This window comes from Nocardioides sp. N13(2025), from assembly GCF_051912545.1.
Taxonomy (GTDB): Bacteria; Actinomycetota; Actinomycetes; order Propionibacteriales; family Nocardioidaceae; genus Nocardioides.
This window is the reverse complement of sequence record NZ_CP196809.1, coordinates 718512-738402: the sequence shown is the minus strand read 5'-3', so window position 1 is coordinate 738402 and position 19891 is coordinate 718512. Positions and strand designations below refer to the sequence as shown.

The following is a 19891-nucleotide window of genomic DNA, read 5'->3' as shown; positions in this document are numbered from 1 at the left end:
CACGAGTGGTAACTGTACCTACCGTCCCAACGCGACCCGCAATCCGTCGGACAGGTCGCCGAGACGGCCCACGACCACCTCGTCCAGGCCGAGCCAGCCGGCCAGTCGGCGGAGCTCGAGGGCCAGCTCCTCGGCCGTCTCCTCCGGTGCGTGCGGCTCGGCGAAGGCGCCCGGCACGAGGAGCGAGCCGGTGGCCCGGTCGGCCTTGAGGTCGACGCGCGCCACCAGCCGGTCCCCCAGCAGGAACGGGAGGACGTAGTAACCGTGGAGCCGCTTCTCGGCAGGGACGTAGATCTCGATGCGGTAGAAGAAGTCGAAGAGCGCCTCGGCCCGCGCCCGCTCCCACACCACCGGGTCGAACGGGCTCAGCAGGGTGCGCGCGCCCACGCGTCGCGGCAACCGGGCGTCGCGGTGGAGGTAGGCCTGCCGCTTCCAGCCCTGCACCTTCACGGGGGTCAGCTCACCCGACCCGACCAGCTCGTCGACGGCAGCCTTCACGCTCGGACGGCCGTCGGCCGGCTGGAGGCGGAGGCGGTAGTAGTCCGCCAGGCAGGTGGCGCTCGCGACGCCGTGGGAGCGGGCGGCACGGCGTACGAGCTCGGTGACGGCTTCTTGGGGAGTGGGGGTCGGAGCGGCGAGGACCGTCGCCGGGAGCACCCGCTCGGGGACGTCGTAGAGCACCTCGAACTGGCTGGTGCGCCCGGCGATCGCGACGTCGCCGACGAGGTAGAGGTAGTCGAGCACCTTGCGCGACTCCGACCAGTTCCAGCCCCAGTGCTCCTTGGTGCGCGGGCCGGTGCTGAACTCCTCCTCGAGGTCGCGCGCCGTCACCGGGCCACGGTCGCGGACCGCGGCAAGGACCTGCGGCTCGAGGTCGGCGTCCGCCGTGAAGCCCCACTTGCCGCGCTCGCCGCGGTACTTCTCCATCCGGTGCCGCATGAGCGGCCACAGCTCCACGGGCATCAGCGCCTGGACATGCGCCCAGTACTCGACCACCCGACGCGGCCGGCGCTCGCTGGCCCGGCGCAGGAGGTCGACGTCGTAGGGGCCCATCCGCGAGTAGAGCGGCATGTAGTGGGCGCGCTGCAGGACGTTGACCGAGTCCACCTGGAGGACGCCCGTGCGCTGCAGCGTCCGGTCGAAGGTCCGCATCGACGGGGTCGCGTGCGCCCGGTCGGTGAAGCCCTGCGCGGCCAGCGCGATGCGACGGGCCTGGAGCTGGGTGAGCTGGTCCACCCGGTCAGGGGAGGTCGAGGAGCTTCTCGCGCATGGCGTACATGACGGCCTCCATGCGGGAGTGGAGCTGGAGCTTCTCCAAGATGTTGCGGACGTGGTTCTTCACCGTGTTCTCGGAGATGAAGAGCTCCTTGGCGACCTCGCGGTTGTTGAGGCCCTTGGCCACCAGCCGCAGGACCTCGAGCTCACGCTCGGTCAGGCGCAGCGCCGGGCCCTGCTCGCGCTCGGGCTTGGCCATCTGCTTGAACTCGTCGATCAGCTTGACCGCCATCGAGGGGCTGATGAGCGACTGGCCCTCGTTGACGACGCGGATCGCCTGCGCGACCTCCTCGATCGAGGAGTCCTTGAGCAGGTAGCCCGAGGCGCCGTTCTTGACCGAGTCGTAGAGGTCGGCCTCCTCGTCGGAGACCGTCAGCATGATGATCTTGGCCGACGGCACCGCCTCCTTGATGCCGCGGCAGGCCTCGACGCCCGTGCGACGCGGCATGCGTACGTCGAGCAGGATCACGTCGGGCGCGGTCTTGACCGCGAGGTCCGTGGCGGTGACGCCGTCGGCGGCCTCGCCGACCACCTCGATGTCCGCGTCCCCGCTGAGCAGCATGATCAGGCCACGACGGAAGAGCTCCTGGTCGTCGACCACCAGGACGCGGACGGGTTCGGTGCCATGTCCATTGCCAGTTGCCTCGGTCACGCGCGCATCATGTCATGCGCGCGTGACCGAGTGGCAGCGGCGACCGGCGTCAGTGGGTGACGCCGCCGTCGACCTCCAGCGAGATCACTCCGTAGTCGTAGCCGCGGCGGCGGTAGACCACCGCCGGGCGGTCGTTCTCCTTGTCGACGAAGAGGTAGAAGTCGTGCCCGACCAGCTCCATCTCGTAGAGCGCCTGGTCGAGCGTCATGGGGGTGGCGCGGTGCGACTTCTCCCGCACCACGAGCGGTCCGTCGCCGGTCACCGTGATCGGACCGACCTTGCGCTCGACGACGCCGTCGTCCTCGGCGGCGACGTCCTCCCGCTCGGGCATCCCGGCGAGCGCCTCACCGACGGAGACGTGGTCGTTGCGGCCCTTGTGGACGCGACGGCGGTCGGCGGCCCGGCGCATCTGTGCCTGCATCTTGTCCAGGGCGAGGTCGAGGGCGCCCATCTTGTCCTCGGCTGCCGCCTCGGCGCGGATCACCGGCCCCTTGGAGAAGGCCGTGAGCTCGACCTTGGTCGAGCGGTCGTGCTGACGAGGGTTCTTCTCGAGCTCCACCTCCACCTGGACCCGCATGATGCGGTGATCGTGCTTCTCCAGACGGGTGAGCTTCTCCGAGACATGTTCGCGGAAGCGATCGGACACCTCGCAGTGCCGTCCCGTGACCACAACCTCCATGTGAACCTCCTCAACTAGCGAGCGGACCGCACCTTCCATGGGCCCGGGCGGTGACCGCCGGGGCAGGGTGGGATGGAGTCCGCCCGGCCGACCTGGTCTTCGACCCCACAATCGCCTGCTGAGACGTTCGCAGCTTCTCCGCCACTACTGGCCTTCTCCCGACGTCCGACACATCTGGTGTCGGCGGCGAGGCAGGACTTACTTCTAAGCCGCACCGTGATCGTCCGACGGACCATGTGCTGGTGACCAGCACGGCGCCCGGGGACTTACGTGGACCGTTTCGCCTGCGACTGGCATCGGCTTGCCTCGGGTGGGACCGGACGAGGCACCTCTCGGTGCCGCGCACAGCCCTCTCCGTGACGCAACCACGGACCCGGGCGGACTCCATGACAAGACGCTAGCCCCTCGGAGGCCGCGGGCCAACCGCGGGGTCACCTGTCGGTCCTCTCCTGCGGGTGGCGGCCACCGCGGCGACCGCGACGGGCGGCAGCCCGACCGCCTCGAGGGCTCGTTGGGCCTCCCGCGCGGTGGCCCCGGTCGTCACCACGTCGTCGCAGACGACGACGTGGACGCGCGGCCAGCGCCGTGCCGCACGGGCCAGCGCGGCGGACGGGCAGTGCATCGACCGGTGCACGTTGGCCGCACGGCTGACGGCGTCGAGGCCGGCCTGGTCGGCCGCTCCCCGCGAGACGACCAGGGGTGCCACCACGACCCGGTGCTCGCCCCGGATCCTCGCCGCGGCGGCTCGCACGAGCGCCGCCGTGGCCTCGTAGCCGCGCCGCCTGCCCGAGCCCGGGCGCGACGGCACCGGCACCAGCAGGAGGGGTACGGCGGGGTCCAGGCCGGTGGCCGCCTCGCGCACCGCCACCGCGAGGAGCTCGCCGAGGACCCGGCGGTGTCCCCACTGGCCGCGGTCCTTGTGCCCGACGACGAGGGCACGCACCGCGCCCTCGTAGGCCTCGGTGGCGAAGGGCGGGACCAGCCCGGCGGGGACGGGGGTCGGCCAGGCGGGGGCGGCCCGGCTCGAGAGCGTCGACCGGCACGCAGGGCAGAGCATCCGGCCGGGTCGGTCGCACCCCACGCACCGGCTGCCGAGGAACAGGTCGAGGGCCTCGTCGAGCACCCCGCCATCGCACCAGCGTCGGGCTACCGGCGCCATCGGCGCCCGGCGCCCTGTGGACGGACGGTCGCTCAGCCCACGAAGGTGAGGCCGGTGATCCCGCGCGCGAGGTCGGGGACCGACCGCTCGGGGTGGGTCAGGTCGATGACCGTGCGGCCGGCGAGGGCGTAGACGTCGGATCCCTCCACCGGCGCCGAGACGAGGGTGCGGGTCCGGAAGCGCAGGCGGGTGGTGCCGCCGGTGGCGATCTCGCCGGGCGCGCCGTCCACCGACACGGTGCGGACCTGGGAGAAGTCGTCGGCCACGCTCAGCACCGACACGGTGGTCGGCGAGCGCCAGCCGATGTCGCGGATGCGCGGACTCCCCTCGACCGGCAGCGGCAGCACCTGCGGCTCGCCGAAGCCGAGCAGCGCGCCGGCCTCGTCGTAGCGGATCCGCAGCGCCACCACCCGGTCGGTCCTGGGGCCGCGCACCACGGCCACGAGACGGCTCGCGTCGCGGGAGACGAGCAGTCGGGTGACGGTCCGGCCGCCGACGCCGGGCACGTCGACGGCGGACGAGACGCCGTCCTGCACGACGAGGACGCGCGCCCGGCCCCCGTTGCGGTCGAGCACCCAGATGCGGTCGCGGACGTCCCAGCTGGGGGCGGACAGGTCGACCGCTCCCGCGACCACCGTGACCGCCTGCCCTCCGGCTGCCTCGGTGGGGGCGACGGAGAGCTGCGTCCCGTCACCGGAGACCGCGGCCACGCGCGTGCCCGGGATGCTGACCCCGATGGACCGGGCACCGGTGTCGGTCTGGCCCAAGGGGCCCAGCGTCGGCTTGAAGGCACCGACGTCACCACTGACGACGCGTCCGTCGCTCAGCGCGAAGAGGTCACCGCTCGCGTCCACGCCATTGGGGTCGTAGAAGGTGCCGACGCTGAGGGGCACCAACGGCGAGCCGCTCTGGAAGCTGATCGCACGCTCCCCCACGGTCAGCCGGACGGCGTTGATCCGCGGGTCCTGTCGCAGCGTCCACACGAGCTGGGCCAGCATCCGCTCGCCCGTCTCCTGGTCGACCGCACCCGGGTCGCCGGTGAGCGACACCTCCGCGATCCCCGACGTGATGGGCACGGACAGCCCCAGCGTCGCGCCCGAGGGGAAGTAGGAGCGGACCACCTGCTCGGACTCGGCGTTGGGCGCGATGAGCAGGCCGCGCACCAGCGAGGAGGCGAAGGGGTCACCGCGCGGCACGAAGACCGGCTCGGGCACCAGCACCTGCGTGGTGGGGTCGAAGAAGTACAGGGACACGCGCTCGTAGGTGTCGTCGAACCACGAGTCCGGGACGATGAGGGCGTCGGGCACCTCGTCGATACGCCACTCGCCGTCCTCCTGCACCAGGCCCAGGCTGAGGACGCGCGCCTTCTGCGTGCGCTGCCACGCGCCGCGCGCGTCGTAGAGGTTGACGTCGGTCATCGGGATCTGGACGGCGGTCCCGCCCGAGGAGCTGCCGATCTCGGAGTAGGTGATGATCTGCTGCTCGGGCTGCCACTCGTCGGCTGCCGCGCTCGAGAGGTACTGGCGCGCGACCGTCGTACGCACCGGGGTCGCCCGCATCGCCTCGAGGAAGCCCGTCACCACGTCGGACGCCGACTCCCCGGGCTGCGGCGGTCGCGGGTCGAACGCGAAGCCGGGCAGGTCGTCGGTGGCGGCGGACACCTGCGGCACCTCGACAGGCCCCTCGCTGGGCATCTGGACGCACCCGGCGAGCAGCGCGCCGGCCGCGCACAGCAGGAGGGCGCGGTACGTCGTGGCAGTGCGGTTCATGCCGTCTCCCGCGCGTCGTCGGGGACCAGCGGCAGCGGCGAGTGGCGCAGCTGCGTGCCGAGGTGCCGCGGCAGGGTGAGCCGGAACTGGGCGCCCTCCCCGGGACGGCCCCACGCCTGCAGCCAGCCGCCGTGGAGGTGGGTGTCCTCCAGCGAGATCGACAGGCCGAGGCCGGTGCCGCCGCTGGTGCGGGCCCGAGCGGGGTCGGCGCGCCAGAAGCGGTTGAAGACCATCGCGGACTCCCCCGGCCCGAGTCCGACGCCGTGGTCGCGCACGGCGATGGCCGCCGACTGCCGGTCGGCCCCGATGAAGATCTCCACGTCGCGCGTCTCGGCGTGGTCGATCGCGTTGGTGACCAGGTTGCGCACGACCCGCTCCACGCGGCGTACGTCGGCTTCCGCGACGCACGGCACGCCGGGGTCGTGGACCACGACCCTGGTGTCGCGCTGCGCGGCGAGCGCCGACGTCATGTCGGCGACCCGGTGGGCGACGTCGACGAGGTCGACGTCGTCGGCCTCCAGCACCGCAGCCCCGGCGTCGAAGCGGCTGATCTCGAGCAGGTCGGCCAGCAGGGTCTCGAAGCGGTCGAGCTCCACCTGGAGCAGCTCGGCGGCACGACCGGTGACCGGGTCGAGGAACGGCTTGGCGTCGTGGATGACGTCGCTGGCCATCCGCACGGTCGTGATCGGCGTGCGCAGCTCGTGGGACACGTCCGAGACGAACCTGCGCTGCAGCCGGCTGAGCTCCTCGAGCTGGCGGATCTGCTTCTGCAGGTTGGAGGCCATCTGGTTGAACGACGTCGCCAGGCGCGCGAGGTCGTCCTCCCCGCGCACCCGCAGGCGCTCCTGCAGCTGGCCCGCGGCGAGCCGTTCGGCCACTCGCCGGGCCATCCGGATCGGGGTCACCACCTGCCGGGTGACCAGCCAGGTCAGGCCGGCGATGAGCAGCACCAGCGGGACACCGGCGACCAGCATCGCCCGCGAGACCAGGGCGAGGGTCTCGCCCTGCTCGTCGAGCGAGTAGAGGTAGTAGAGCGTGTAGGTGTTGTCGTCGGCCGGGAGCCGGACCTGGCTGCCCACCACGATCCCCGGACCCTCCGGGAGGCCGGAGATCTCGGTGGTGGTCGTGATGTCGGTGTACGTCCAGGCGGTGGGCGACAGCTCCTCGAACCGTGCCTGGAGCTTCTCCGGGACGCTGGCGAGGTCGAGCCCCTGGGTGAACTTGGCGCCGCCGTCGGCGAGCCGGCTGCCCTCCCCGACCGGCGGCGAGAGGATGGCCGCGAAGCCACGGGTGGCGCCGCGGAGGATGATCGGCTCGATCAGGTCCTGCTGCTGGCGCGAGACGTCGACGTCGAGGGGCTGCGTCGCGGCGAGCGCCTCGCGGGCCGCCTCGGTCTCACCCTCGGCCTCCTGCACGACCGCGTCGACGCGGTTCTCGATGAGGCCGTCGCGCGTCTGCTGGATCAGGAAGGCGCCGACGATGCCGACGACTGCCGCGGAGAGCAGCACCGTGCTGACCACCACGCGCGCCTGCACCGACCGTCGCCAGAAGGCGGGGCCGCGGCGCAGGATCGGCGGCAGCCGGTCGAGCACGCTCACCGAGGACTCACCCAGGACCCACTCAGGACTTGCCGTTGCCGGCCTTGTAGCCGACACCACGCACCGTCACGACGACCTCGGGGTTCTCCGGGTCGTGCTCGATCTTGGAGCGCAGGCGCTGCACGTGCACGTTGACCAGCCGGGTGTCGGCGCTGTGGCGGTAGCCCCAGACCTGCTCGAGGAGCACCTCGCGGGTGAACACCTGCCAGGGCTTGCGCGCCAGGCAGACCAGGAGGTCGAACTCGAGCGGCGTGAGGTTGATCGGCTCGCCGCCGCGCGTCACCGCGTGGCCGGCGACGTCGATGGTCACGTCGCCGATGGTGAGGCCCTCGTCGACGGCGACGTCGTTGCGGCGTACGCGTGCCCGGACGCGTGCGACCAGCTCCTTGGGCTTGAACGGCTTGACGATGTAGTCGTCGGCGCCGGACTCGAGTCCGACCACCACGTCGATGGTGTCGCCCTTGGCCGTGAGCATCACGATCGGCACGCCGGACTCGGCGCGGATCTCCTTGCAGACGTCGATGCCGTCCTTGCCGGGCAGCATCAGGTCGAGGAGGACCAGGTCGGGCTTGTAGTCACGGAACGCGTCGAGGGCCACGTCCCCGCGGCCCACGATGCGGCTGTCGAACCCCTCCTGGCGGAGGACGATGGAGAGCATCTCCGCCAGGGAGGCGTCGTCGTCGACGACGAGCACGCTGCCGCGCGCCGGATCGGCAAGATCGGTCATGGCGCCAGTCTAGGGCTGGCGCCATGACCGGGTGGCGCTATGCCGGATCGGCTCAGTAGCGGTAGTGGTCCGACTTGTACGGGCCCTCGATCGGGACGCCGAGGTAGGCGGCCTGCTCCTTGGTGAGCTCGGTCAGCTCGACACCGAGGGCGTCCAGGTGCAGGCGGGCGACCTCCTCGTCGAGGTGCTTGGGCAGCACGTGCACGCCCAGCTCGTAGTCGTCGGCCTTGGCGAAGAGCTCGATCTGGGCGAGCACCTGGTTGGTGAAGGAGTTCGACATGACGAACGACGGGTGGCCGGTGGCGTTGCCCAGGTTGAGCAGGCGGCCCTCCGACAGCACGATGACCTTCTTGCCGGGCTTGCCGTCCTCGCCGGGGAAGATCCACTGGTGGACCTGCGGCTTGATCTCGTCCTTGACGATGCCGGGGATCTTGGCCAGGCCGGCCATGTTGATCTCGTTGTCGAAGTGACCGATGTTGCCGACGATCGCCTGGTGCTTCATCTTGTGGAAGTGCTCGACCGTGATGATGTTGAAGTTGCCGGTCGTGGTGATGAAGATGTCGGCGGTCTCGACGACCGACTCGAGGCGACGCACCTCGTAGCCGTCCATCGCGGCCTGCAGCGCGCAGATGGGGTCGATCTCGGTGACGATGACGCGGGCACCCTGGCCGCGCAGTGACTCCGCGGAGCCCTTGCCGACGTCGCCGTAGCCGCACACGACCGCGACCTTGCCGCCGATCATCACGTCGGTGGCGCGGTTGATGCCGTCCACGAGCGAGTGGCGGCAGCCGTACTTGTTGTCGAACTTGGACTTGGTGACCGAGTCGTTGACGTTGATCGCCGGGAAGAGGAGCGTGCCCTCCTTGAAGCGCTCGTAGAGGCGCAGGACACCGGTGGTGGTCTCCTCCGAGACGCCCTTGACGAGCGGGGCGCGCTTGGTCCAGCGCTGCGGGTCGGCCTCGAGCGAGCGGGCCAGGACGCGCAGCACCTCCTTGAACTCCTCGTTGTCCGTGGAGTCCTGCGACGGCACCGCGCCGGCCTTCTCGTACTCGACGCCGAGGTGCAGCAGCATGGTGATGTCGCCACCGTCGTCGAGCAGCATGTTGGGGCCGCCCACCTCGCCGTCCACGGGAGCGAAGTCGAAGACCTTCTCCGCCTCGTCCCAGTACTCAGCGAGGGTCTCGCCCTTCCAGGCGAAGACCGGGACGCCCTGCGGGTCCTCGGGGGTGCCGTGGGGGCCCACGACGACCGCGGCAGCGGCGTGGTCCTGGGTCGAGAAGATGTTGCAGGTGGCCCAGCGGATGTCTGCGCCGAGAGCCGCGAGGGTCTCGATCAGCACGGCGGTCTGGATCGTCATGTGCAGCGATCCCGCGATGCGCGCGCCCTTGAGCGGCTGGTCCTTGCCGTAGCGCTCGCGCATGGCCATGAGGCCGGGCATCTCGTGCTCCGCGAGCTCGATCTCCTTGCGACCGTAAGCCGCCAGGCTGAGGTCTGCGACCTTGAAGTCCATCAGTTGTCTCCTGGTGTGGTCGAGCCGTCTGCGCCGCACATCTGTGCATCGTCGGGATCTCCCGCGCGGACCAGAAGAGAGTAGGACCGCCCTCAGCGATTCGGAGAATCCTCGGCGGGGGCCTCCCCGCCGTGTTCCCCGCCGTGCTCGTCGCCGTGCGCAGGGCCTTCCGAGCCGTGGTCCGAGCCGTGGCCGGCACCGACCCCGAAAGCGCGCAGGACGGCCAGGACGACGGCGCCGACGACCAGGCCGACGACCGCGGACAGCACCGTGTTGAGCAGCCATCCGGCGAGGCCGCCGAGGAACCCGCCGACGGCGTGGTGGACGTCCTCCTCCCAGTGGTGCACCAGGTCGTACGGCGCGTGCAGGACGTCGCCGAGCCCGGTGCCCTCGAGGAGCCCGTCGTGGCCACCGATCTCGTAGAGGCTGACGAGGAAGATGTGGCCGCCGACCCAGAGCATGGCGAGCGTGCCGATGAACGAGATGGCCGCGAGCAGCTTCGGCATCGCGGAGACGAGGGCGAGCCCGAGCCGCTGGGACCCCTTCGACGGCTTCTCGGCCAGGTGCAGGCCGACGTCGTCCATCTTCACGATGAGCGCGACGACGCCGTAGACGAGGACGGTGATGAGGACCGCCACCACTCCCAGGACGATCGCGCGCATCCAGATGCTCGCGTCGGGGTCGGAGCCCACGACCTCCTTGAGCGCGATGACCATGATCTCCGCGCTCAGGATGAAGTCGGTGCGGATCGCGTTGGCGATGGTCCGCTGCTCGTGCTCGGGCGTGAACTCGCCCTCCTCGGAGACCTCGGCGTCGGCCTCGGTCCCGTGACCGGTGAGCTTCTCGTGGACCTTGTGCGCGCCCTCGTAGGCCAGGAAGGCGCCACCGAAGATGAGGATCACCGGCAGCAGCTGCGGCAGGAACTGCCCGAGCAGCACCGCCGCGGGCAGGATGAAGAGCAGCTTGTTGCGGAGGGACCCGATCGCGATCTTCTTGATGATCGGCAGCTCGCGCGCGGCGGCCGAGCCGTGCAGGTACTGCGGCGTCACGGCCGTGTCGTCGACCACCACCCCCGCCGCCTTGGCGCTCGCCCGTGCTGCGGCGGCGCCGACGTCGTCCACGCTCGCGGCCGCGATCCGGGCGAGGGCGGCGACGTCGTCGAGGAGGGCGAACAGTCCGCCGGCCATGGGGTGATCCTTCGGGGTCGTGGGACACGTGGGGTGTGGCCGGGCCAGCCTATCGGCGCGACCCCCGTCGTACGCCTGCGCGGGCGCCGTCGGTCGGCAGTAGCCTCGCCGGATGCCGGCCACCCCTGACCCGACCGACGTGGCGGACCACGACTGGCACATCGACGAGCGGGAGTACGCCCGGCACGAGGCGCGTCGGGGCCGGCGGCACGCCTTCGAGAGCCTGGACCCGCGGCGCACGGCGCTGGTGGTGATCGACGTCGTCCCGTTCTTCGCGCGCGAGTCGGCGTACGTCCGGGGCATCCTGCCGCGGGTCAACACACTGGCGGCTGCCCTGCGTCCGGTCGGCGGCACCGTGGCCTGGGTGGTGCCCGGCTACAGCGAACCGACGGCGAAGGACCAGGAGTTCCTCGGCGACGAGGTGGCCGAGCTCTATGCCAGGTCGGGCGGGGAGGGGCCGCTGGCGACCCGACTGGCGCCCGGCCTCGACGTGGAACCCACCGACCTCGTGGTGGAGAAGACCGCTCGCAGCGCGTGGTTCCCCGGCTCGTCCGAGCTCCCGGCCCGGCTCTCCGAGCGTGGGGTGGACACGCTCCTGGTGTGCGGCACTGTCACCAACGTCTGCGTCGAGGGCACGGTGCGTGACGCCAGCAGCGCCGGTCTGCGGGTCATCCTCGTCGCCGATGCCTGCGCGGCCGGGCGCGACGCGGACCACAACGCAACCCTCCACGTGGTCTACCGCTCCTACGGCGACGTGCGGTCGACGGAGGAGGTGCTGGGGCTCGTCAGGGCCGGGTCGTCGCTGACCTGATCTTGACGATCCCTGGACCCTCGACGTAGGGCCATTGTCGGTGCCACCGCCTACAATAGAACGCATGAGCGAAGCGCTGGCAGAAGAGATCGAGAGGGTCGAAGACGACCTCTCGGCCTCCGGCCTGCTCGCCTCGATCCGGGCCGAGCGCGACGCCGAGAACACCGCGGCCGCACGTCAGCTCGAGCTCGCCGCCCGGTGGGCCGACCTGCACCCGCCGGAGTCGATCCACTCCGCGGCCGCGTTCACGCTGCCGGGTTCGGAGCACGAGGAGCCCATCGCCGGGGAGGGTTGTCCGCTGGTGGCGGAGTTCTGCGTCGCCGAGCTCGGCGCCGAGCTCGGGATGTCGTCGGTGGCGGCGAAGAAGCTGATCGGCCACGCCCTCGAGCTGCGCCACCGCCTGCCCCGCCTGTGGCGCCAGGTGCAGACCGGTGCAGTGCCGGCGTGGCGGGCCCGTTCGGTCGCCGAGACCACCATCCACACCACCCCCGCGCTCACGAAGGATGCCGCACGGTGGGTCGACGCCCAGGTCGCGGCCGTGGCCGGGAAGATCGGGCCCGCGCAGCTCGACCGGCTCGTGGCGGAGACGATCAAGCGCTTTGACCTCACCGCCCTGGACCCGGCCGCCGACCCGGAGGACGGCTACCTCTCGGTGGACCCGCGCCACGCCACCCTCAGCGACCAGGACGTGCACTACGCCGGCACCATGCACTTCGAGGCCGACCTCGACATCGCGGACGCCCTTGACCTCGACGGTGCACTGGCCCACGGCGCCGCACTGCAGAAGGCGCTGGGGTCGACCGAGTCCCTCAACGTCCGCCGCGCAAGGGCGCTCGGCGACCTGGCCCGCACCCAGACTGCGCTCGACCTCCACAGCCAAGGCCCGACCAAGACCAGCACCTCAGCTCGCGGTGAGGACGGGCTCCCGGCCGCCCGCGAGGTGGTGCTGAACGCCCACTTCGACGCAAGCGTTGAGGGCGTTCAGACCATCTTCGGACCCACCGGGCGGCTCGAGGAACGCCGGAAGCTCCTGCTGCTCGACCAGGTCCAGGCCTGGTGCGCCGACTCCCGCACCAAGATCACCATCAAGCCCGTCATCGACCTCAACGCCGAGCTCCGTGCGCCGGGCTACGACATCCCCAAGCCCATCAGGGAGCAGGTCGCTCTCCGGGACCGCACCTGCACCTTCCCCTGGTGCACCCGACCCGCCCGGAGCGCTGACGTCGACCACGTCGTCGAGTACGACCACGACGCCGAGGCCGAAGGCAGACCCCAACGCGGTCCCACTGCGTCCTCGAACCTCGCCTGCTTGTGCCGGTTCCACCACAGGCTCAAGACCTTCACCGCCTGGACCTACCGGGTCATCGCGCCCGGGGTCTTCGAGTGGACCAGCACCCACGGACACCGTTACCTCCGCGACCGACACGGCACCACCCGCCTCGACGACGCCGGCGACCTCGGCGAGCCACCCGAACGACCATGACCCCGCCCCACACCCCGCCACCCACGAGATGGCGGGGCCACAGGCACGTCCGCGCCGCTCGAAGTCGTGCAGGGCGCAACGAGCGGAGCCGACCACTAGCCTGACCCGGTGCTGCCCGAGCCGACCGCCCGCCTGCGCTTCCGCCTGATGACGATGGCCGACCTGGCGGACATCACCGCCGTCCTGACCGCCTTCGACGCCTTCCGGGGAGGCCGGCCGCCGAGCACGCGCAAGGACGGCGTCCGGTGGATCGAGTGGCAGGAGCGCAACTACGCCGAGCACGACTTCGGCCTCTGGGTGATCGAGACACACGAGGGCGTGTTCGTCGGCGACTGCGGCCTCACCATGCAGGACGTCGAGGGGACGCCCCACGTGGAGGTCGGCTACCACGTCATGCCGGAGATGAGGCGGCGCGGCTACGCCACCGAGGCCGCGCGTGCCGTGCGCGACTGCGCAGCGGCCGCAGGCGTCGAGCACCTCGTGGCGCTGATCCGCCCCGACAACATCCCCTCCCAGGGAGTCGCCCGCAACCTCGGCATGGACCTGGAGCGGACGGCGCACGTCCACGACACCGATGCGCTGGTCTTCGGCATGCGGCTGGACGATCGGCGTTAGTCCTCGACCAGCCCGATGCGGAGGTACTCCGCGGCGTAGGTCCCGGCGAGCAGCAGCGAGGCGTAGCGCGCCACCTCGGCGTCGGCATCGGTGGTCAGCGTCTCGACCCGTACGCCGTGGCGAGCCGCGGCCGCCTGGAGCTCGCCCGCCTGCTGGCGCACCACGGGGTCGTCGGAGCGGTCGTCGAGGATGAGTAGGAGCGGGCGCAGGTCGGCCGGCTCCTCGGAGAACGGGTCGGCGAAGACGTCGTGCGGCTTGGTCGCCTCGATCACCGGCAGCAGGTGCTCGGCGTCGCCCGCGATGGCCGAACGACCGCTCGTGCGACGCAGCGACTCGGCCAGTCGCCGGGCCGCCCGGGCGGCGAGGACCGAGCCGCCCCACACCAGCGGGTTGGTGTCGGCCATGGCGATGGCGAGCATCTTGGCCGGGTTGACGGCGAGGTCGCGGTGCGGTGAGCAGTTGGTCGCCACGTCGTCGAGCGACTCGGCCACCGACTCCGCATCGGCGCGCGGGCCGAGGTGCACGTGCGCGAGGTAGTCGAGCATCACCACGGCCGTCGCGAGCTGGTCGCCGGTCACGGTCGGCAGCACCGTCACGTGCCGGCCGGCGGCGTGCTCGGCGACGAGGGACCGCTCGGGGCAGGCCACGACGACCTGCGCCCCGCGGCGTACGGCCTCGGCGACGGCGGACGCGGACCCGTGGTCGTTGCCCTCCGGCGCCAGCATCACGACGAGGTCCAGCGAGCCCGCCCAGCCGGGCAGGCCCGGATGGGGCCACGCCACGAACGGCACCGGGCACCACGACTCGAGGACCGCACGCAGCAGCCGCGAGTCGGGACCGGCGGCGATCACCGCGCGGGGACGTGCCTCGTCGCGACCGCGGGCGATCAGCTCCGCGGTGGCGTTGGCGGCCTCGTGTGCCTCCCGACGGACCCGCGCGCCGCTCTCGGCGAGCGTGCGCAGCCGCAGGTCGACGGTGTCCAGCACCCCGGCGTCATCGAGCCGGGCCTCGTCGAACCAGGTCGCCACGGCCAGGCCCCTCCTCAACAGTCCTCAGGCGGGCTTGCGGGCCTCGTCGACCAGCAGCACCGGGATGTCGTCGCGCACGGGGTAGGCGTTGCCGCACCCCTGGCAGACGAGCTCCTCGGCGGCGGCCACGAGCTCGCCGTGGCATGCCGGGCAGACGATGATGCTCAGCAGCTGCGGGTCGATGTTCACGCGGATGATCCTAGGTCAATCCGTCGGCGTGAGGACGCGCAGGTGGCCACGCTTCGCCCCGCGACCCGGGTCGTCGGTCGAGTGCAGCGGGACCGGAGCGGGAGCCGGGCGGGCCGCCTCGCGCACTGCGTCGGCCAGCGCGAGCAGGTCGTCGCTGCTCGGTCCCTGGGCCTTCGGGTCCGGAGCCAGCCGCAGCACCTCCCAGCCGCGCGGGGCCGAGAGCCGCTCGCTGTGCACGTCGCAGAGGTCGTAGGCGTGCGGCTCGGCGTACGTCGCCAGCGGGCCGAGGACCGCGGTCTGGTCGGCGTACACGTAGGTCAGCGTGTTGACCGCGGAACGGCCACACGCCGTACGCGAACAACGACGGGCAAGGCTCACGGCGCCGACGCTACCCGCCGCACGCACGTGCGGCGCTTAGGCTCGCGGCGTGGACGACGTGAGCACCAACAGGTCCCGCACCAGGGATCGCCGTGGCCGGGGCATGCGCGGCCCGGGCGTGCTGCCGGCCGTGCCCGGCACGCCGGCCCTGCGCACGGCCCGGCAGAAGTTCGACCAGCTGGTGCTCGACGTGGTGACGCCGCTCGACGAGCGCTGGCAGCGCCACCTGGGCCTCGTCGAGTACGCGGTCGAGGACGCGCCGATGCTGCCCGACGACTGGGGCGACGAGACCGTGCCGCTGTCGTCGCTGGTGCGCGGCAAGGGCCAGGAGCCCACCCGGCTGGTGATCTTCCGCCGCCCGATCGAGCAGCGCGCCACCAACCGCGACGAGCTCGAGGCGATGGTGCACACCGTGGTCGTCGAGCAGCTGGCCGAGCTCCTCGGGCTCACGCCGGGGCAGGTCGACGAGAAGTACGGCGACTAGGCCGAGCGGTCCTCAGCGCTGGGCCGGGCGCACGTCGGGCACCTGGCTGGTGGTCACCAGCTGCGTGAGCGGCAGCACGGAGAGACCGCGGTCGCTCACCTCGAGCGACACGACCGCGCCGGTGCGCTCGAGCCGGACCAGCGCCAGCACCGCCGAGTCGGGCAGCCGCACCCGCGACGCGGTCGCCGCCGTGAGCTCGACGCGGCGCTTGCGCACCACCGCGCTGCCCTCCTCGTCCCAGGCCTGCAGGGTCAGCACCCCCGCACCGGTCGCCCCGGCGAGCACGAGCCGCTTCGACCCGGACGGCAGCGCCACGGCCGTCTCGCTCGACACGGTCGTGCCCGGCACGGAGAAGCCGAGGTCGCCGGGGACCTGCGTCCGCAGGCTGGCCGTGACCGGTCCGGTCGCCTCGAGCCGCAGCGCCTGGACACCTTCGGCGGTCCGGCCGCGCAGCACCCCGCCGAGGTCGACCTCGCTGACCGACGCCGGCGCGAGCGTGACCTCCTCGAAGCCCGCCGGTGCGAACTCGCTCTCCTCGCTGACCAGCTCGAGCGCCACCCGGACCTCGCTGTCACCGGGGTTGGCGAGCGTCAGGGTGCGGTCGGCCGCACCAGTGCCGATCCCGGCGACGTACGACGTCGCGGCCGGCGCGGCCTGCGCCGGGAGCCACTCGCGCACGGGCCGGTCGCGCCCCACGGGGTCGACCACGTCGACCACGCTCGACGCCAGACGCCCGCGGGAGACCCGCACCTGGATCGCCAGGGCGTCACGGTTGGGGGTGACCTCGGAGAGGTCGAAGGAGGCCGAGCGGCCACCGGGGACCCGGATGCCGAGGAGGGCGGGCACGTCGACGAGGCCGCTGCCGTCCCAGACGGTCACGTCCGCGACGGCGGGACCCTTGTCGGGGTTGACGAGCGTGAGCGTCGAGGAGTGCTCCGCCGACGCGCCGACACCGGTGAACCAGCGCTCGGGCAGGGGCTCGTCGCAGCCGACGGCCGACCCGGCACCCGACCGGGTCGCCACGAGCCCGGCGGCGAGGTCGCCGGAGCCGTTGACGACGACGGACGCGCGCTCGCGGCGCTCGGCCACCCCGGCGTCGAGCGCCTGGGTCTCGTCCTTGTCGCCGACCCGCAGCGCGACCTCGCCGGAGGACAGCCCGCTGCTGCCGAGGCGCAGGGTGTCGGCGCCGGGGAGCCGGGGCGGGCAGACCACCGTCGAGCGGTCGAGCGGCGCGCCCGTCGGGGCATGGTCGAGCTCGGGGGTGGCGGCCGGCCGCACCAGCGCCAGGGCCGCCACCGTCAGGAGCGGGATCGCGACGGCCAGCAGGGTCAGCGGGGAGGGGCGCCTGCTGGCCACCTCGGCGACCCGGCGGCGGCCCACGTGGGGAGCACCCGGGGATCGGTCAGCCATCGGCCCGCTCCCCCCGTCGCTGCCGGACCGTCGGCGCGGCCAGGACGAGGGCGGCGAGGATCGCGAGCCCCTGCACGACCAGCAGCCCTGTACGCCACCACGACCGGTCGCCGTCGAGGGCAGACGGGTCGAGCGGTCGGTCGACGTGCCACGCGCGGGTGCTGCGGTCCTCGGCGCTGGCCTGGTCCAGCCCGGCCGTGGCGTCGAGGAGGGAGGAGACCTTCCCGTCGGCGGGCGAGCTGAGGACGACGTACTCGATGCCGCGCGCGCCCAGCGCCGCGACCACGCCGGGCGTCGGCGAGGAGACCAGCGCCCGGACCTCATCGGTCAGCTCGGTGTCCTCGTCGGCGAGGGTGAGCACCTCGTCCTCACCCAGCGTGGTGCCGTCGTCGCGGCGGATCCGGTAGGTGATGCCGTCCTCCACCGAGCCGCCCAGCACCAGCACGCCGTGCTCCTGCCCGAGCAGCGAGCTCTGCTCCATGTAGACCGGGACGGTCTGCTCCTCGTCGCGGGTCATGGCGTTGTCCGGGGTGGTGAGCCACCAGGCGAGGCCGCCGAGGGGCACCAGCGCGGCCACCACGGCGAGGACGGTCGCCAGGCCGCGCTGCCACCACGGGTGGTGGTCGGCGAGGCGACGCAGGTAGGCGTCGGCGCCCAGCACGACCGCCACCACCGTCGTGCCCTGGAGGATCACGACGAAGAGGCCCAGGCTGGGTCGGGTGGTGACCGAGGGCAGGTCGAGGGTGAGGTGCGACAGCACGCCGGAGGCCAGCGCCGCGGCCAGCGCCACGAGCCAGCAGATGACGACGGGGATGCGCGTGCTGCGCGGCACGAGCGCGCCGAGTGCGAGCAAACCGAGGACCACGCCGAGCCACCACGGCGCTCCGAGGTCGTTGAGCCGTCCGGTCAGCAGCCCGCCGAAGGTCACCTGGTCGACCGTCAGCCGGCCGGCCTCGAGCAGCAGCCCGGACGCCGACCCGGTGGTGAGGAGCGGCAGCAGCCACGGCGCGAGCAGCACCGGGGTCGCGGCCACGGCGACCACGGGCGGACCCCAGCTGTCGCGCTCGCGGAGCAGGCGCGGCGAGATGAAGGCGGCGGCGCCCAGCACCACGGCCGTGGCCAGCAGCGCGAACAGCCAGAAGCCGGGCACGAACGCCGCGCCGAGGGCGAGCAGGAGTGCCGTGCGCCAGGCGGCGCGCCAGCGCCGGTCGCGGTCGGGGTCGACGAAGCCGAGGGCGGCGTGCGCGGCCCACGGCAGCAGGGCCGCGACCGCGACGGTGCCGAAGCGCCCCTCGCCCCACGCCCCCGACGTGACCGGCACCAGGGCATAGGTCAACGCGCCCCAGACGACCAGCCAGCGCGGCAGGCCCAGCGGGTCGACGAAGCGGCCGACGACCTTCAGCAGCCGCCACGCACCCCAGGCGGCGACGGGCACGGCGAGCAGCATCAGCCCGGACACCACGGCGCCGGTGTGGCCGAACATCACCGAGGCGGCGAGGGCGAACGGAAGCACGTAGGCGGGTGCCGGCACGTCCGTGCCCGTGCCGAGCGGCAGCCAGGTCGCCGTGTGCAGGCTCCACCAGTCGGCCGCGGAGGCGGGGACCGGCGACAGCGCGCCTCCGGTGATAGAGCCGAAGGCCTCCCGTCCCGCGAGCAGCGCGAGCACCCCGAAGAGCACCAGCACGACCGCCACCGGGTTGGTGAAGAAGCGGGCCACCAGGCCGGTGTCGGTCAGGTAGGCGTCCTCGTCGTCCTCCACCGAGCCGAGGCGAAGCTCCCGTCCGGCGACGACGGCCTCCGGCGCCTTGGCGAGCCGGCGGCGCTCGGCCACGTCTGCTGCCTGGCTCGTCGCGGCGGACGCCAGGTCGGTGACGAAGTCCAGGCCGTGGCGGTAGGGCAGCCACGGTGGCGCCAGCAGGCGGCGTACGGCCTCCTCCCGAGGGGGCTCGCCGGCGCGGCGGCGCGCCCGCTCGCGGCGCGCGGCCAGCACCTGCCCGGGGCGTCCGTGCACCGACAGCACGGCGGCGAGCTCGTCGAGGGCCTCCCCCACCGAGCGCACCCCGAGATAGCCCAGCACCCGCAGGAGCGAGCCGAGGAAGAGCCGGACGTACTGCCAGGGCAGGGCCCGCGAGGAGACGTTGGCCAGCGAGGTGAAGAGCGCGGCGCGCCGCTCCTGGTAGTGCGTGTGACGCCCGGTGAGGGGCGTACGCCGTACGCCGCGGTGCGCCGCCTCGGCGTGGAACACCACGGCCTGCGGCACGACGAGGGTGCGGTGCCCGGCCAGCGCGGCGCGCCACCCGAAGTCGATGTCGTTGCCGAAGATCGGCAGCTCCTGGTCCAGCCCACCCAGCGCCTCGAGCACCCGCCGCTTCACGAGCATGCCCGCGGTGTTGACCGCGAGGACCTCGCGCACGGCGTCGTGCTGGCCCTGGTCGTACTCGCCGCGCTCCAGACCGGTCTCGCGGTGCCCGGTGCCGGTGATGGTCAGGCCGACCTCGAGGAGGCGGCGCAGGGAGGGCCACTCGCGCAGCTTGGGCCCGAGGATCGCCGCGTCGGGGTGCTCCTCGGCGGCAGCCATCAGCTCGGCCAGGGCACTCGGCTCCGGGTTGCTGTCGTCGTGCAGGAGCCAGAGCCACTCGTCGTCGGCGGGCTCCCCCGGCGCGAGGTCCAGGGCATGCTGCACGGCGGCCGGGTAGCTGGTCGAGCCGGGCACGACCTCGAGCACCAGACGCCCCGACGTCTCGTCGAGGCCGGCGCCGGCGAGGGCGTCACGGATGAGCGCGACACTGTCGTCGCGGCTCGTGGTGTCGACGGCCAGGACGCGGTCGACCGGGAGGGTCTGCCCGATCAGACCAGCGAGGACCGCTGGCAGCCACCTCGCCCCGTCATGACTGACGAGGAGCGCGGTGACGGACACCGGAGCACCTTAACGAGGCG

General features: G+C 72.6%; 18 protein-coding genes. 4 read left to right on the top strand and 14 right to left on the bottom strand.

The features are described 5' to 3' along the window. Nucleotides 1-18: 18 nt before the first annotated feature. From ACS3YM_RS03545 to ACS3YM_RS03505, 9 genes are all read right to left on the bottom strand, one after another. Nucleotides 19-1236, bottom strand: a complete 1218-nt coding sequence (locus ACS3YM_RS03545) for a winged helix-turn-helix domain-containing protein (protein ID WP_439938698.1) — start codon at nucleotides 1234-1236, stop codon at nucleotides 19-21. A 4-nt stretch (nucleotides 1237-1240) separates the two neighbouring features. Next, the gene (locus ACS3YM_RS03540; protein ID WP_439938697.1) at nucleotides 1241-1927 is read right to left on the bottom strand and encodes a response regulator; all 687 of its coding nucleotides are present in this window, start codon (nucleotides 1925-1927) and stop codon (nucleotides 1241-1243) included. Between the two features lie 49 nt (nucleotides 1928-1976). Further along, nucleotides 1977-2606 (bottom strand): ribosome hibernation-promoting factor, HPF/YfiA family, encoded by a 630-nt coding sequence (hpf, locus tag ACS3YM_RS03535; protein ID WP_439938696.1) that lies wholly within the window; start codon nucleotides 2604-2606, stop codon nucleotides 1977-1979. Between the two features lie 397 nt (nucleotides 2607-3003). Continuing rightward, nucleotides 3004-3729, bottom strand: a complete 726-nt coding sequence (locus ACS3YM_RS03530) for a ComF family protein (RefSeq protein ID WP_439938695.1) — start codon at nucleotides 3727-3729, stop codon at nucleotides 3004-3006. Nucleotides 3730-3797: 68 nt separating this feature from the next. Continuing rightward, a complete protein-coding gene (locus ACS3YM_RS03525) occupies nucleotides 3798-5534 on the bottom strand; it encodes an LpqB family beta-propeller domain-containing protein (RefSeq protein ID WP_439938694.1) in 1737 nt (578 codons plus the stop codon). Further along, nucleotides 5531-7132 (bottom strand): MtrAB system histidine kinase MtrB, encoded by a 1602-nt coding sequence (mtrB, locus tag ACS3YM_RS03520; RefSeq protein ID WP_439938693.1) that lies wholly within the window; start codon nucleotides 7130-7132, stop codon nucleotides 5531-5533. Before mtrB ends, ACS3YM_RS03525 begins: the two co-directional genes overlap by 4 nt. A gap of 22 nt (nucleotides 7133-7154) precedes the next feature. Next, nucleotides 7155-7859: an MtrAB system response regulator MtrA gene (gene mtrA, locus ACS3YM_RS03515; RefSeq protein WP_439938692.1), complete on the bottom strand. Its 705-nt coding sequence runs from the start codon at nucleotides 7857-7859 to the stop codon at nucleotides 7155-7157. 52 nt (nucleotides 7860-7911) lie between these two features. Continuing rightward, nucleotides 7912-9369 carry an adenosylhomocysteinase gene (gene ahcY, locus ACS3YM_RS03510; protein WP_439938691.1) on the bottom strand — a complete coding sequence of 486 codons (1458 nt, stop codon included), beginning with the start codon at nucleotides 9367-9369 and terminating at the stop codon, nucleotides 7912-7914. A gap of 92 nt (nucleotides 9370-9461) precedes the next feature. Further along, nucleotides 9462-10556, bottom strand: coding sequence for a DUF808 domain-containing protein (locus tag ACS3YM_RS03505; RefSeq protein ID WP_439938690.1), 1095 nt, complete (start codon nucleotides 10554-10556; stop codon nucleotides 9462-9464). Between the two features lie 112 nt (nucleotides 10557-10668). On the opposite strand from ACS3YM_RS03505, the gene ACS3YM_RS03500 reads away from it, so the two are divergent. The 3 genes from ACS3YM_RS03500 (at nucleotide 10669) to ACS3YM_RS03490 (ending at nucleotide 13465) form a co-directional block, all read left to right on the top strand. Beyond that, nucleotides 10669-11367 carry an isochorismatase family protein gene (locus ACS3YM_RS03500; protein ID WP_439938689.1) on the top strand — a complete coding sequence of 233 codons (699 nt, stop codon included), beginning with the start codon at nucleotides 10669-10671 and terminating at the stop codon, nucleotides 11365-11367. Nucleotides 11368-11431: 64 nt separating this feature from the next. After that, a complete protein-coding gene (locus ACS3YM_RS03495) occupies nucleotides 11432-12850 on the top strand; it encodes a hypothetical protein (RefSeq protein WP_439938688.1) in 1419 nt (472 codons plus the stop codon). 108 nt (nucleotides 12851-12958) lie between these two features. Next, entirely contained in the window at nucleotides 12959-13465 is a 507-nt protein-coding gene (locus tag ACS3YM_RS03490; protein ID WP_439938687.1) for a GNAT family N-acetyltransferase, read from the top strand. Here ACS3YM_RS03490 and ACS3YM_RS03485 read toward each other — a convergent pair. The 3 genes from ACS3YM_RS03485 to ACS3YM_RS03475 are packed head-to-tail and all read right to left on the bottom strand — an operon-like array spanning nucleotide 13462 to nucleotide 15060. Continuing rightward, the gene (locus ACS3YM_RS03485) at nucleotides 13462-14493 is read right to left on the bottom strand and encodes an SIS domain-containing protein (RefSeq protein WP_439938686.1); all 1032 of its coding nucleotides are present in this window, start codon (nucleotides 14491-14493) and stop codon (nucleotides 13462-13464) included. The two genes, ACS3YM_RS03490 and ACS3YM_RS03485, sit on opposite strands and share 4 nt — an antisense overlap. A gap of 24 nt (nucleotides 14494-14517) precedes the next feature. Beyond that, nucleotides 14518-14682 carry a Trm112 family protein gene (locus ACS3YM_RS03480; protein WP_439938685.1) on the bottom strand — a complete coding sequence of 55 codons (165 nt, stop codon included), beginning with the start codon at nucleotides 14680-14682 and terminating at the stop codon, nucleotides 14518-14520. Between the two features lie 15 nt (nucleotides 14683-14697). Continuing rightward, the gene (locus ACS3YM_RS03475; RefSeq protein WP_439938684.1) at nucleotides 14698-15060 is read right to left on the bottom strand and encodes a DUF3499 domain-containing protein; all 363 of its coding nucleotides are present in this window, start codon (nucleotides 15058-15060) and stop codon (nucleotides 14698-14700) included. A gap of 49 nt (nucleotides 15061-15109) precedes the next feature. Here ACS3YM_RS03475 and ACS3YM_RS03470 point away from each other — a divergent pair, with 49 nt between their 5' ends. Continuing rightward, on the top strand, nucleotides 15110-15544 hold the full coding sequence (locus ACS3YM_RS03470) for a metallopeptidase family protein (protein WP_439938683.1): 435 nt from the start codon (nucleotides 15110-15112) through the stop codon (nucleotides 15542-15544). A 12-nt stretch (nucleotides 15545-15556) separates the two neighbouring features. Here ACS3YM_RS03470 and ACS3YM_RS03465 read toward each other — a convergent pair whose 3' ends face one another. Further along, nucleotides 15557-16954: a DUF5719 family protein gene (locus ACS3YM_RS03465; protein ID WP_439938682.1), complete on the bottom strand. Its 1398-nt coding sequence runs from the start codon at nucleotides 16952-16954 to the stop codon at nucleotides 15557-15559. Beyond that, on the bottom strand, nucleotides 16947-19871 hold the full coding sequence (locus ACS3YM_RS03460) for a glycosyltransferase family 2 protein (protein WP_439938681.1): 2925 nt from the start codon (nucleotides 19869-19871) through the stop codon (nucleotides 16947-16949). The genes ACS3YM_RS03465 and ACS3YM_RS03460 overlap by 8 nt, the downstream gene beginning before the upstream one ends. Nucleotides 19872-19891: the final 20 nt, after the last annotated feature.